The organism is Streptomyces sp. NPDC048603 (assembly GCF_043199475.1).
In the GTDB taxonomy this organism is placed as follows: domain Bacteria; phylum Actinomycetota; class Actinomycetes; order Streptomycetales; family Streptomycetaceae; genus Streptomyces.
Genome location: NZ_JBICVY010000005.1, coordinates 264994 through 278051, shown reverse-complemented (window position 1 = coordinate 278051; position 13058 = coordinate 264994). Strand labels below are relative to the sequence as shown.

The window sequence follows — 13058 nt, the reverse complement described above, 5'->3', positions numbered from 1 at the left end:
AGGAGTGGTTCAGAGGATGTGCAGCTCCCGGGCGCGTTCCACGGCGTCGCGCCGCCGCGAGACGCACAGCTTGCGGTAGATGCCCCGCAGATGGGTCTTCACGGTGTTGACGGACAGCTGCAGTTCGGCGGCGATCTCCTCGGTCGACATCATCCGTGCGACCTTGGCGAGCACCTCCCGCTCCCGCGGGCTCAGCGCCTCGACCACGGCGGGTCCGGCGCGGTCCGGCGGGGCGGCGTCGAGCCAGTTGCAGGCCTCGCGGCGCCCGTCGAGCCCGCCGGCCAGGTGCCGTACCCAGGGGCCCGCCTCGGTGAACGGGCGGACCAGGCGCTCGGGGCGCGCGGTGTCCAGGGCCTCCACCAGCCGGTCGCGTGCCGTGCCCTCGTCCCCTGCCAGCAGGGCGTGGTGGGAGCGCAGCAGGGCGAGGCGCACCCGGTCCGGGGTGGTCGTCTCGGCGGCGTCCTCGGCGTCCCGGATCAGCGGCAGGGCGAGGCCGGGGCGCCCGGCGGCGAGGTGGGCCCGTGCGAGGGCGACCGCGCAGCTGGGCGGTCCGTCCGTGACGCGTTCCAGGGCGGCGACGGCCGTGTCGGGGTCCCCGTGGGCCAGGGCGGCGGCGGCGCGGGTGACCGCGAGGCGCGCCGCCGGGCCGGGCGCACCGGCCGGGGCCGGCTCGCCGAGGGCGGTGAGGGCGTCCTGCCGGTGTCCCAGGGCCAGGTCGGCCTCCGCGCGGAGCACCGCGCGTTCCGCCCGCAGGACCGGGTCGGAGGAGCTGTCCGGCAGCAGCTCCGCCCGGTCGAGCTGTACGGCGGCGGCGTGCGGCTCGCCCCGGTCGACGGCCACCGAGGCCAGGGCCAGGGCCGCCGCCGCGGAGCGGTGCTCCGGGAGGATGCCGTGCCGGTCCGCGACCTCCAGCGAGGCCGTGGCGTGCTCGGTTGCGTCCGTCAGGTCTCCCTGGACGGCCTCGGCCAGCGCGAGCCGTCCCAGGGACCGGTGGCGCAGCAGTGCGGTGGTGTCGTCGGCGCCGGCCCGGACGGTCTCCTCCAGTACGGCGCGGGCCCGGCGCAGGTGTCCGGCGCGCAGCAGGGCGCCGGCCAGGCCGTAGAGCCGCAGCGGCTCGATCTCGGGGTGCCGGACGCGTTCCTCCGGCGGCACGTGCGCCATCAGTCCGGCGACGCGGTGCGCCGCCTCCTCGGCGGCGAGGTGGTCGGGGGCGCACAGGAGCCTCAGCAGGGCCGCGGTGAGCAGCTCGGCCGGGCCGGTCCGGGGTGCGTCGCGGATCATGCGGCGTTCGGCCCGGGCCAGCCGGGCGCGGCAGCCGGCCGTGTCCTCGCGGGCCAGCCGGCAGGCCGCGGCGACCAGGGCGGCCGCGGTTCCGGGGGTGTCGTCGGGCATGTGCGAGAAGGTCTCGGCCGACGGGACGGCGCCGGGGCCGGCGAGCAGCGGGCCGACCATCAGGTGCCGCACGGCCAGGGTGGAGGCGTAGCGCCAGTCGCCTCCGGCGGCGGCCTGGTCCACCGCCTCGGCGGTCCGTCCGCGGTCCGCGAACCAGCGGGCCGCGCGGCGGTGCATCAGGGGTTCCAGCTCGGGCTGCTCACTGCGCAGGTGGGCCCGCAGGACTTCCGAGAACAAGGGGTGGAAGCGGTACCACCGGGTGCCGTTGACGGGCTCGACGAAGGCGTGCGCCCGGGCCAGGCCGCGCAGGATCCGCTCGGCGTCGGCCTGTCCGGTCAGGAAGGCGGCGAGGTCGGGGTGGACCCGGGGCAGGATGCCGGTCCGCAGCAGCAGCCGCCGGGAGGGGACCGGCTGGGCGGCGAGGACTTCGGTGAGGAGGTACGCGGCCACGGCCTGTTCCGTGGCGGTGAACGACCGGGCGAAGGCGGCCGGGTCCTCGGCCCCGGCCATCGCCAGGGCGCACAGGCGCAGTCCCGCGGCCCAGCCCTCGGTGCGGGCGTGCAGCAGCTCCACGACCTCCTGGTCGGGGGCGGGGCCGGTGCCCCGCAGCAGCGATGCCGCCTCGCGCCGGGTGAACGCCAGGTCCCGCTCGCGTATCTCGTGGATGCTGCCCTCGGTGCGGTGGCGGTGGAGCGGCAGCGGCGGGTCCTCACGGCCCACGAGGACCAGCCGGAGGGCCGGGCCGGCGTGTTCGGCGACGAAGCGCAGACCGGCGTAGACGTCCCTGCCGGGCAGCTTGTCGAGGTCGTCGAGGACGAGTACCAGGGGCCTGGTCAGGCGTTCGAGTGCGGCGGCCAGCCGGACCAGCAGGGCTCGGTCGACGCCGTCGGGGCAGGCGGGGGTGCCGACGGCGTCGTCGGTGAGGAGCCCCTGGCGCCGGAGCCCTTCGAGGACGTAGGCCCAGAACGCGCCGGGTGCGTCGTCCTCGTCGAGGGTCAGCCAGACCACCGGGCCCGCCGGCCCCCCGGAGCGGACCCAGGAAGCCACGAGGGCCGTCTTGCCGGTGCCCGCGCCGCCCGTGATGACCGTCAGCGGGCCCCGGGTCCCCCGGGTGAGCCGGTCCAGCAGCCGCCGGCGGCGGACCAGGCCGGGGTCCGGGAAGGGCACCGCGAGCTTGGTGGCGAGCAGTGGGTCGGGCGGGGCGTCCGGCTCCGGGCCCCGGCGCGGCGGCTCGGTGCCGGGGTACGGGGCGGCCTCCGGGCCGGGATACGGGGGAAGCTGCCCTCCGCGGACGTCCGGGGTGTCCACGCGCGGGGTTCGGAGGCGGGTGAGAGGCAGGGTCATGGAGGTATCCCCCGTGGGGAGGCGGAGCCGGCCTGGTCGGGAGCCCGGCTCGTTCCATGGTCACGGCCCCTGCCGGTGATCGCCAACGCCGGAGCGGCGGGGCATCCCGGCCGGGCGGAACGCCCCGGGGCGGAAGACACCCGGGCCGGGGCACCCCGGCAGGGCACGACTCGGGGACCCGCGGGGCGCCCCGGACCCGCGCGGCATCCCGATCCGGGCGGAACGCCCGGGGCAGGAGGCGCCCGGGCACGCGGGTCGCGCGGGCACGGGCACTGAAGCCAGCCGGGTGCCCGGGCCGGAGGTCGGCCGGGGCCGAGGAGTCACCCCGGGCCGAAGGGGCGCCGAGCCGGAGGGCGCCCGAGCCGGAAGGGCGGCCGGGGCGGAAGGGCGGCCGGGGCAGAGGGGTGCCGGGGGCGGAGGGTGCCGGGGGGCGGAGGGTCGCCCGGGGTGGGCGATGCGGGGCGGGCCGGTCCGGCGCTCAATGGAGTCACGTACGGGAACCGGCCGAGCGGAGGTCCACCAGGTGAGCATGCACGCCAAGGCACGGCTGGCGCTGCTGTCCGGCGCGGCGGCTCTGGTCGTCATGCTGGTGTTCGCCGGATTCCGCAGCATCGTCCTGCTGGTGGTGGGGCTGGCCGGGGTGGCCGCCACGGCTGCCGCCGCCTGGCTGGTACTGGCCCACCGCGGCCCGGTCCGGTGGCTCGCGCTGCTGTTCTTCGTGGCGGCGCCCGCCGCCGTGATCGTCTGGTACGCGCGCGCCGGGCTGCTCTGGGTCGTGCTGTGCGCGGCCCTCCTGTGGGCGCTGGCGGTGGCGGCCGGCCGGGCGGCCCTCGCCGACGAGGGCGCCTTCGCCATGCCCGAGCACCGGGCGGTACCGCCGAAACGGCCGTTCATCATCATGAACCCGCGGTCCGGGGGCGGGAAGGTGGGCGCCTTCCACCTGCGGGAGAAGGCCGAGGCCCTGGGTGCCGAGGTGGCGCTCCTCGACCCCGACCATCCCCAGGACGTCGCCGAACTCGCCCGGCGGGCGGTGGACCGGGGCGCCGACCTGGTGGGCGTGGCCGGAGGCGACGGGACGCAGGCCCTGGTGGCCGGGGTGGCCGCGGAACGCGGCGTACGGTTCCTGGTCGTCAGCGCCGGCACCCGCAACCACTTCGCGATGGACCTCGGGCTGGACCGCGACGACCCGTCGACCTGCCTGGACGCGCTGACCGACGGGGTGGAGGTACGGGTGGACCTCGGCCGGATCGAGGACCGCGCCTTCGTCAACAACGCCTCCTTCGGCACGTACGCGGAGGTGGTCCAGAGCCCGGCCTACCGCGACGACAAGCTGCGTACGACCCTGGCGCTGCTGCCGGACCTCCTGGCGCAGCAGAGCGGCCCCCGGCTGACCCTGCGCGCGGACGGCACGACCGTCGAGGCTCCGCAGGCGGTGCTGGTGAGCAACAATCCGTACGGCCGGGGCGACCCGGCGGGACTGGGCCGGCGCACCCGGCTGGACACCGGCACCCTCGGCGTCCTCGGGGTGAAGGTGAACAACGCCGCGCAGGCGGCGGGCATCCTGCGGGGCGGGCAGGCGGCCGGCCTGACCGCGCTGACCGCCCGTGAGGTCGAGGTGGACTCGGACGCCGCGTTCGTCCGGGTCGGTGTGGACGGCGAGTCGCTCACGATGCCCGCACCGGTGCGCTGCCGGGTGGAGCCCGGCGCCCTGCGGGTGCTGCTCCCCCGCCACCGGCCCGGCGTCCGGGCGGGGGTGCCGATGAACTGGGCCGCGGTGCGCAGGCTCGCCCTGACGATGGGACGGGCGGCCGTGGGCGGGCAGCCCGTGCAGGGCGGGACGCGGGACCACCCGCACACGCACCGGCACTGGCGGCGGAGTCCGGCCGACCGGAGGCGGTTCGACTACTCCGGCGCCGTGTACGGATCGATGCTCGCCGCCTCCGTGGTCGTGGGCGCCGGCGAGCTCGGCAAGTTCCCGAAGGTGGAGCTGATCGTGCTGCTGCTCGGCACGGGCGTGGTGTTCTGGGCCGCGCACGTCTTCGCCCACCTGTTCGGGGCGTCCCTGGCCAACGAGCCGCTGACCTGGCACGAGTTCCGCACGGTGTGCGCGGACGAGAACCCCCTCGTCAAAGCGGCCGTACCGCCGGCCGCCGCGGTCGCCCTGAGCCAGCCGCTCGGCCTCGGCCCCCAGGGGACGGCGTGGTTCGCGCTCGCCGTCGCCCTCACCGGGCAGATCGGCTGGGCGGTCACCGGGGCGGTGCGGGCGGGTGCGCCACGCCGTCTGGTCATCCTGGCGGCGGTGGTCAACCTGCTGCTCGGTGCGGTGATCGTGGCCCTGAAGACGGCCCTGTCCCACTGAGCACGGGCGGGCGACGCGCCGTCAGGACGCCGCCGGCGTGCCGCCGGTGCCGCCCAGCGCTTCGACGGGCAGCCGGCGGGTGAAGGGGAGGCAGCAGAGGGTGACGCCCCCGGCGGCGAGGATGGCCGCCTTGAGGCCGGCGAGCTGCGCCTCCGCGTACTCGGCCACGTACGCGTCGGCCTCCGCCGGCGGTACGCCGGCCTGCTCGGCGGCCGCCCGTACCTGGTCGGTGGAGACGAAGCTGATGCCCTTCTCGACCGCGATGCCGGTCTGTTCCCGCACGGCGTCCGAGATGGCCGGGTTCTCTTCGATCTGCTGGACGAACACACCCGCGAGCGCGACGATCAGCACCGATCCGATGAGCGCGGTGCCCACCGAGGAACCCAGGTTCTGGGCGGTGTACTGGAGTCCGCCGGCCTCACTGCGCCGTCCCTCCTCGACGCTGGACTGCACCACGTTGCCCAGCTGGGAGGCCAGCAGGCCCATGCCGACGCCGAGCACGGCCATGGCCCAGGCGAACGAGGCGTCGTCGAGCTCCGGCCGGATCGTCGAGAGCAGCCAGGCGATGGCGGCGAGGAGGACGCCCAGCCCTGCCCGCACCACCGTGCGGGGACCGGCCAGACGGCCCAGGAGGGGGCCGCTGAGCGCGGAGAGGAACATCGTCACCGACACCGGCAGCAGCCGCAGACCCGTCTCGAAGGCGTTGAGGCCCTGCACGATCTGGAGGTACAGGGGGATGACGAAGAACAGGCCCAGCAGGACGAGGTTCTGACCCAGCAGCAGGGTGAGCCCGGCCCGCATGGGCGGGATGCGCAGCAGGGAGAAGCTGACCAGCGGGTCCTGGCCCTGGCGCTCCCGGCGCCGTTCCCAGGTGCGGAACAGCCAGAGCAGGAGGCCGCCCGCGGCGATGACGAACAGGGTGGGGGCGAACCCGAACACGGTGAACGGAACGTCGCGCGGCTGCACCCAGCCCCAGGTGGCGCTCTGCAGGATGCCGAGCACCACGCAGGCCAGGCCGAGGGCGGACAGCACCACGCCGACGGCGTCGAGGCGGGGCGTCCGCTCCGGCTGCGGCGGCTCCGGGATCCAGCGGACCACGCAGAGCATGGCGAGCACGAGCACGACCTCACCGGCGAAGACCACGCGCCAGGTGAGGTACGTGGTCACATAGCCGCCCAGCAGCGGGCCGACCGCGATGCCCGCACCCGCCAGCCCGCCGATCACTCCGTAGGCCACGGCCCGGTCCCGGCCCTGGTACGCGCCGGCGACGAGTGCCGCGAGGGCGGGCAGGACCAGGGCCCCGCCCAGGCCCTCGATGACCGACCAGCCGAGCATGAGGACCCAGAGTTCGGGCGCGAGCGCCGTGAGGGCGGACCCCACTCCGTAGACGCAGAGACCCACGGTGAAGGCCCGGCGGCGCCCGATGATGTCGCCGGTCTTCCCGCCGGTGATCATGAACGCGGCCATGACCAGGGTGTAGAGCGTGATCACGGCCTGGATGGCGGTGACCTCGGTGTCGAAGTCCTCCACCAGGGCGCTGATGGAGACGTTCATGACCGCGGTGTCCAGCACCATCAGGAACTGCGCGGTGCCGAGCACCACCAGAGCCCGCCATCGCCGCACTGCGCCACCTCCGTGCCCGGCCGTTGCCGGTTCACCCTACGAAGAGGAACCGGCATTTCCGTGCATTTCGGACGCAAGTCTCCCGGCTGATTCGATGCGGCTACGGCGCCATCTCGTACGCGCCCGACAGGGCCTCCACCCGGGCCCAGACCCGGGCCGCGCGCGCCTCGTCCACGACCGGGCGGCGGACCGCGGCCAGCGCCCAGGCCTGCTGCTCCCCGGTCGCGGAGTCCTTGCCGTGGAGTTCGACGGCGTGGCCGGAGAAGTCGCGGACCAGGACGGAGAACAGCTCGTCGAGGACGTCCCGGTCCAGGTCCGTCAGGCTGGCCTGCTCCAGGATCAGCTGGCCGTGCACGACCAGGGCGAAGAGCTGGCCGACGGAGAGCAGGAAGTCCAGGTCGCGGCTCTGCGCCTCGTCCGGGGCCGTCGTGGCGACGAAGGTGCACAGCGCGTCGGCCTGCTCGCGGAACCGGGCCACGTTCGGGACCCCGGCGTACGCGTCGAAGGCGGGCCGCCAGTCGTGGAAGCGTACGGAGCCCAGGCCGCGGGCCGGGCCCTGGCGGAACAGGAAGTCGTCGTCGGCCGCGTCCAGCCGGGTCGGCACGGCCGGGTAGTCGACCGGCTCCAGCAGGTGGTTGCGCATGAACTTGAGGATCAGCGCGAGGTTGACGTGGACGGTGCCCTCCAGCTTGGGCAGGCCGCGGATCTCCACGGCCGCCTGGGCGAAGTAGTTGTCCTTCTCGAAGCCCTTGGCGGCGATGACGTCCCACATCAGGTCGATGACCTTCTCGCCCTCCGTGGTCACCTTCATCTTCGTCATCGGGTTGAAGAGGAGGTAGCGGCGGTCCTCGGGACCGGCGGAGCGGAAGTAGTCCACGGCGCGGTCGCTGAACAGCTTCATGCCGACCAGGCGGACGTAGGCGTCGGCCAGCTCGCGGCGCACGTGCGGGAAGGCGGTGACGGGGCGCCCGTAGAGGACGCGGTTGTGGGCATGCGTCACGGCCTCGTACATCGCGTGCTCGCAGATGCCGATCGAGGCGGTGCACAGGTTGAACTTGCCGACGTTGACGGTGTTGAGGGCGGCGTCGAAGGCGGCACGGCCGGTGTGCAGGACGTCCTCGGCGGAGACCGGGTAGCCCTCCAGGCGGAACTCGCTGACGTACTTGGAGGAGTCCACGACGTTCTTGACGAGGTGGTAGTCCGGGTGGCGGCTGTCGGCGGCGAAGAAGACGTACGCGTCCGGGCCCTCCATGTCGGTGCGGCGGCCGAAGACGGAGACCAGCCCGGCGGCGTTGCCGTTGCCGATGTAGTACTTGGAGCCGGTGGCCCGGAAGCCGCCGTTGCCGTCCGGCTCCAGCAGCATGTCGGTGGAGTAGATGTCGGCGCCGCGGGTCTTCTCGGACAGGCCGAAGGCGAAGACCTCGCCCTGGGCGAGCAGTTCGGCCGCACGGGCGCGGGCGGCCGCGTTGTCGCTCTGCCAGACCGGGCCGAGGCCGAGGATGGTCACCTGCCAGGCGTACCAGTAGTCCAGGCCGTAGAAGCCGAATATCTCGTTGAGGGCGGCGATCCGGGCGGTGTCCCAGCGCTGGTCGTCCCCGGTGGCGGCGGAGGCCGGGGTGAGGAACGTGGAGAAGAGGTTCTCCTTGGCGGCGAACGCGAGGAAGTCCGCCAGCCAGGCCCGGGAGCGGTAGTCCTCGATCAGCCTGCGCTTGCCGCGGCCCTCGAACCAGTCGACGGTGGCGCGCAGCAGCCGGCGGGTCTCCGGGTCGAAGTGCGCCGGGTCGTAGGTGTGCGGGTTGAACAGCAGGGCGTCGGCCATGGAGGTCCGCCTTTCCGGGGTTCGCTGGATGAGGGGTGAAAAGGAGTACGGTGCGCCGGCCGCGGGCCCGGTCACGGGGCCGCGGCGAGCCGGCGGAGGGTGGCGAGGACGTCGTCGAGCCAGTCGACCGACATGCGCTCGTAGGCGATGCCACCGCGCAGCACGACGTGCTGGAGTTCCCGGCCGGGATCCAGGGGTACGGGGGCCTGCGGGCCGGTGAAGTCGCGCAGCTCCCCGGCCAGGTAGTGGGCGAGCCGGTCACTGTGCACCCGGTGGTGCCGCTCCACCTCGCGGATCAGCGCGGCCGGGTCGTCGAAGGCCGCTCCGCGGATCTTCACGGCGAGGTCGTGGCGCAGGCTCTCGGGTTCGATCGGCTCGTGCAGCCACCGGGAGAGGGCCTCGCGGCCGGGACCGGCGACGGAGTACTCCTTCTTGTCCGGCCGGCCCTGCTGCGGCACCTCGCGCACGGCGAGCAGTCCCTCGCCCTCCATGCGCTTGAGGACCCGGTAGATCTGCTGGTGGGTGGCGGTCCAGAAGTAGCCGATGGACCGTTCGAACCGCCGGGCGAGTTCGTAGCCGGAGCCCGGCTTCTCCAGCAGGGAGACGAGGATCGCGTGCTCGAGCGCCATGCCCCCGATCCTCTATGCAACTCGTTGCATAGACAAGCGGGCGCACCCGGGTGAGACGCGGCTCACCCGCACACCGCCGGCCTGCCAGTCGGCCGACCGGCAGTCAGCCGATGCGCTCCTGCCAGCGGGACGCCTCCCGGTACGCGTCAAAGGCCCGGCCGTCGTCCGGCCCGAGCAGGCGTACTCAGTCCTGCCCCAGCCGCTGGTAGAGCGAGGCCGCGCCACGCGGGTCGCCGGACTCTCCGGTGAGCCGAGCGTGCCGGGCCCGCGCGTCGAGCACCTCGGGGTCCGCCGCCCGCGGCCCTTCCGCATGACTCTGGATGAACCGCTCCAGATCCCGGATCTCGCCCACGTGCCGCGCGTCCACGTGCGGGTCCGCGCTCCGGTCGGACGCATAGGCGATCTCCCCGACCTGCTCCGCCACGGTCGGCGCGTCGGGCGGACGCCGCTCCGGCTCCTTCTCCAGCATGCTCATCACCAGGCGGTCCAGGGCGGCGGGGATGCCCGGACGGGCCGCGCGCGGCGACTCGGGCGGCACGCTCGCGTGATGCCACATCAGGGGGAGGGGTTCCCTGACGTGCCCGAACGGGGACCAGCCGGTGAGCATCTCGTAGACGACACAGCCCAGTGAGTACAGGTCACTGCGCACGGTCGCCCGCAGGCCGGCGAAGCGTTCGGGGGCGGTGTAGTGCGGGGTGCCCATGGGCGGACCCTGGGAGAGCGAGGCGCTGGGCAGGAGGGCCGGCCCGAAGTCGACCACGTGCGCCGATCCGGCGGTGTCGATGACGACGTTGGCGGGCTTGATGTCCCGGTGGACCACGCCGACGGCGTGCGCCTCGGCGAGTCCGGCACAGATGTGCCGGGTCCACCGCACGGTCTGTTCCAGCGTGAGCTGCCGTCCCCGTCCCGTGTGGGACGACAGGGGCGTGCCATCGATGTAGTCCATGACGTGGTAGAGGGTGCCGCCGTCCTCGCCGTAGTCGTGGATGACCGCGACATGAGGGTGTTTGCGGACCCGCGCCATGGCCCGGGCCTCCTTGCCGAAGCGCTCGACGGCACGGTCCCGCTCCTCCGAGGGGCCGCCCGGGCCCCGGTCGAGCAGGGCCACTTTGACCGCTACCTGGCAGTCGAGCCGCAGGTCGTGACCGAGCCAGACGGCTCCCTGCGCCCCGTGGCCCAGGCGCGCGTCGAGCCGGTACCGCCGGTTCAGGACCTGGCCGGGGTGCACCGTCATGTCAGCGGCCCACCGGTTTCCAGTCCTGCAGCTCGCGCAGCCGGGCCACGTGGGAGTTCCACTCCGTGAAGAAGAGGACGCGCCCCGGGACGGTTCGGTCACCGTGCGTTCCCCTCGTTCGTTCGCTCGTTCGTTCGCTCGTTCGTCCGGCCGTGGCGTTTTCGGAAGTCGTACCTTCGTCCACATCCGGCGGCGGCACAAGGGCGCGCGAAGGGGCGCGGGGACGCTCGCACACGAGGACCCGGAAGCCGAAACGATCACGCTACGCGGCGGTAGCGAGCGGGGGCGTGCCCGGAGCGGCACGTGTTGCCTGGATGTCATCTCGTGTTCGCTCAGCGGAGGCTCAGATCCGGATAACGATCGCATCACCGCACAAGGGCCTTTCGGCCTGGTCACCGCCGAATGGCCGATTTGCCGGTGATGTGCCCCACAGTCACCGGCCGGATGCCGTGATAAATCTTCACGACCGCCTGCCGGACCACCCATGTCCGAGCAGGGGCGCTGGGGCCGGCCGATCGCCGGCAGCAACTCCATCACCATCCGGGGGATCGGAACCCGATCCGCAGCCGAGAACGGCGCGGTTCGGCATGGAGCGGAAAGGCGCACCACACATGACCTCGACGCAGGTCGACATGCACAAGGGCGACGACAGCGGGACCACGGGCGGCACGCCCGAGGAGGGCTACGAGCGCGGGCTCGGCAGCCGCCAGGTCCAGATGATCGCCATCGGCGGCGCCATCGGCGTCGGCCTCTTCCTGGGCGCGGGCGCGAACATCGCGAAGGCCGGGCCCAGCCTCATCCTCATGTACGCCCTCGCCGGCGTGATCGTCTTCTTCATCATGCGGGCGCTCGGCGAGCTGCTCCTCTACCGGCCCGTCTCGGGTTCCTTCGCGGAGTACGCCCGCGAGTTCCTCGGCCCGTTCTTCGGGTTCGTGACCGGGTGGACGTACTGGCTCATGTGGGTCGTCACCGGCATGGCCGAGCTGACCGCCGCGGCGATCTACATGCACTACTGGTTCCCGAGCGTGCCCCAGTGGACCACCGCCCTGGTCTTCCTGGTCGTGCTGTACGTCGCCAACCTCATCTCGGTGAAGATCTTCGGCGAGATCGAGTTCTGGTTCTCGATGGTCAAGGTCACCGCCCTGATCGGCATGATCGTGATCGGCATCGGTGTCGTGACCTTCGGCTTCAGCGCCGCCGGTGACACCGCCGCCGTGTCGAACCTCTGGGCCTTCGACGGCATCTTCCCCAAGGGCGTCGGCTCCAGCCTGATGACCCTGCAGGGCGTCATGTTCGCCTACCTGGCCGTCGAGCTCGTCGGCGTCACCGCGGGCGAGTCGGAGAACCCGGAGAAGACCCTCCCCAAGGCCATCAACACCCTGCCCTGGCGCATCATCGTCTTCTACGTCGGTGCCCTCAGCGTGATCCTGATGGTCGTGAAGTGGACCGAGTTCCAGCCTGGCGTCAGCCCGTTCGTGGCGGCCTTCGCCAAGATCGGCATCCCGGCGGGTGCGGCCATCGTCAACTTCGTGGTCCTCACCGCGGCCCTGTCCTCCTGCAACTCGGGCATGTACTCAACCGGCCGCATGCTGCGTGACCTGGCGGCCAACTCCGAGGCCCCCAAGCTGCTGGGCCGGCTGAGCGCCACCAAGACCCCGGCCGTGGCCATCTCCCTCTCCGCCGCCCTGATGGGCATCGGCGTGGTCCTCAACTACGTCGTCCCGGAGAAGGCGTTCGGGTACGTCATGTCGGTGGCGACCGCTGCGGGCATCTGGACCTGGATGATGATCCTGGTCAGCCACATCCGCTACCGCCGCGCGGTGGTCGCGGGCAAGCTCCCGGCCTCGTCCTTCCCGGCTCCCGGCGGCACCGTGTGCAGCTGGATCGCCGTCGCCTTCCTGCTGCTGGTCACCGTGATGATCGCGATCGACCCGGACAGCCGCGTCTCCCTGTACGTGGGTGCCGGCTGGGCGGTCTGCCTGGGGATCGGCTGGGCGGTTCTGAAGTCCCGCAACCCGCAGATCGCGGCGCGCACGGCGGGCACCGACAGCGTGAAGGAGCCCGCGGGCCGGTCCTGACCGTCCCGTACGGGGCCCCGCCCCGCAGCACATCGTGCACTCCCTGACGGGGGCGTACCGGTTCCCCCGGCCGGTACGCCCCCGTCGGCGTGTTTTTCCCCGCCCCCTCTCCTCTTCCTCCCCTTCCCCCTTCCCCCTCCCCTCCCCCTCCGGGGGAGGCAACCGGCCCGGCGGACCGGGCGTCCCTCTCCACAGGACGCGCCGGCCGACTCGGCGCGTACGGCTCCAGGGAACAGGACACGTGATGAGCGACAAGGCACGGATACTCTTCGACGCGCTCGACCTCGACCGGGACGGCACCCTGACCCGCGCCGAGGTCATCGGCGCCCTCCTGACCAAAGGCCCCACCCTCGCCGCACAGGGCGTGATCCCCGTCTGGGGCGTCGGCGGCGCCGACGACTCCTCCGCCCTCTTCGACGCGGCCGACCAGGACGGTGACCGTCTCCTGACCTTCGAGGAGTTCGCCGCCGTGGTCGACCGCCGCTTCGGCTGGTGATCCCCGCCCCGCCCGCCCCCTCGTTTCCGGCGCGGCCCCGGGCCCCTCGGCCGGTGGGGGCGGTGTGGCCGGATCGCGGTGGGC

At 73.4% G+C, this 13058-nt stretch carries 7 protein-coding genes and 1 pseudogene; 3 read left to right on the top strand and 5 right to left on the bottom strand.

What is annotated here, in order from left to right; translation table 11 throughout:
- Nucleotides 1-9: 9 nt before the first annotated feature.
- Nucleotides 10-2736: a LuxR C-terminal-related transcriptional regulator gene (locus ACGFQ9_RS14020; protein WP_393574002.1), complete on the bottom strand. Its 2727-nt coding sequence runs from the start codon at nucleotides 2734-2736 to the stop codon at nucleotides 10-12.
- 529 nt (nucleotides 2737-3265) lie between these two features.
- On the opposite strand from ACGFQ9_RS14020, the pseudogene ACGFQ9_RS14015 reads away from it, so the two are divergent.
- Nucleotides 3266-4552 (top strand): annotated as a pseudogene (locus ACGFQ9_RS14015) (diacylglycerol/lipid kinase family protein); the annotation flags it as partial.
- A 564-nt stretch (nucleotides 4553-5116) separates the two neighbouring features.
- On the opposite strand, the gene ACGFQ9_RS14010 reads toward ACGFQ9_RS14015, so the two are convergent.
- From ACGFQ9_RS14010 to ACGFQ9_RS13995, 4 genes are all read right to left on the bottom strand, one after another.
- On the bottom strand, nucleotides 5117-6718 hold the full coding sequence (locus ACGFQ9_RS14010) for an MFS transporter (RefSeq protein WP_393574001.1): 1602 nt from the start codon (nucleotides 6716-6718) through the stop codon (nucleotides 5117-5119).
- A 100-nt stretch (nucleotides 6719-6818) separates the two neighbouring features.
- A complete protein-coding gene (locus tag ACGFQ9_RS14005; protein ID WP_393574000.1) occupies nucleotides 6819-8537 on the bottom strand; it encodes an acyl-CoA dehydrogenase family protein in 1719 nt (572 codons plus the stop codon).
- A gap of 71 nt (nucleotides 8538-8608) precedes the next feature.
- Complete coding sequence (locus tag ACGFQ9_RS14000) at nucleotides 8609-9166, bottom strand: PadR family transcriptional regulator (RefSeq protein ID WP_393573999.1); 558 nt, start codon at nucleotides 9164-9166, stop codon at nucleotides 8609-8611.
- A gap of 184 nt (nucleotides 9167-9350) precedes the next feature.
- Entirely contained in the window at nucleotides 9351-10400 is a 1050-nt protein-coding gene (locus tag ACGFQ9_RS13995) for a serine/threonine-protein kinase (RefSeq protein WP_393573998.1), read from the bottom strand.
- A 611-nt stretch (nucleotides 10401-11011) separates the two neighbouring features.
- Between ACGFQ9_RS13995 and ACGFQ9_RS13990 the strand changes: the two genes are divergently transcribed.
- Both ACGFQ9_RS13990 and ACGFQ9_RS13985 read left to right on the top strand, forming a co-directional pair.
- Entirely contained in the window at nucleotides 11012-12478 is a 1467-nt protein-coding gene (locus tag ACGFQ9_RS13990) for an amino acid permease (protein ID WP_393573997.1), read from the top strand.
- A gap of 244 nt (nucleotides 12479-12722) precedes the next feature.
- Nucleotides 12723-12974 carry an EF-hand domain-containing protein gene (locus ACGFQ9_RS13985; protein WP_393573996.1) on the top strand — a complete coding sequence of 84 codons (252 nt, stop codon included), beginning with the start codon at nucleotides 12723-12725 and terminating at the stop codon, nucleotides 12972-12974.
- Nucleotides 12975-13058: the final 84 nt, after the last annotated feature.

Coding starts and splice junctions, on each gene's coding strand:
- ACGFQ9_RS13985 (WP_393573996.1), top strand. CDS start 12,723: ATGAGCGACAAGGCACGGATACTCTTCGACGCGCTCGACCTCGACCGG.
- ACGFQ9_RS14000 (WP_393573999.1), bottom strand. CDS start 9,166: ATGGCGCTCGAGCACGCGATCCTCGTCTCCCTGCTGGAGAAGCCGGGC.
- ACGFQ9_RS13995 (WP_393573998.1), bottom strand. CDS start 10,400: ATGACGGTGCACCCCGGCCAGGTCCTGAACCGGCGGTACCGGCTCGAC.
- ACGFQ9_RS13990 (WP_393573997.1), top strand. CDS start 11,012: ATGACCTCGACGCAGGTCGACATGCACAAGGGCGACGACAGCGGGACC.
- ACGFQ9_RS14020 (WP_393574002.1), bottom strand. CDS start 2,736: ATGACCCTGCCTCTCACCCGCCTCCGAACCCCGCGCGTGGACACCCCG.
- ACGFQ9_RS14005 (WP_393574000.1), bottom strand. CDS start 8,537: ATGGCCGACGCCCTGCTGTTCAACCCGCACACCTACGACCCGGCGCAC.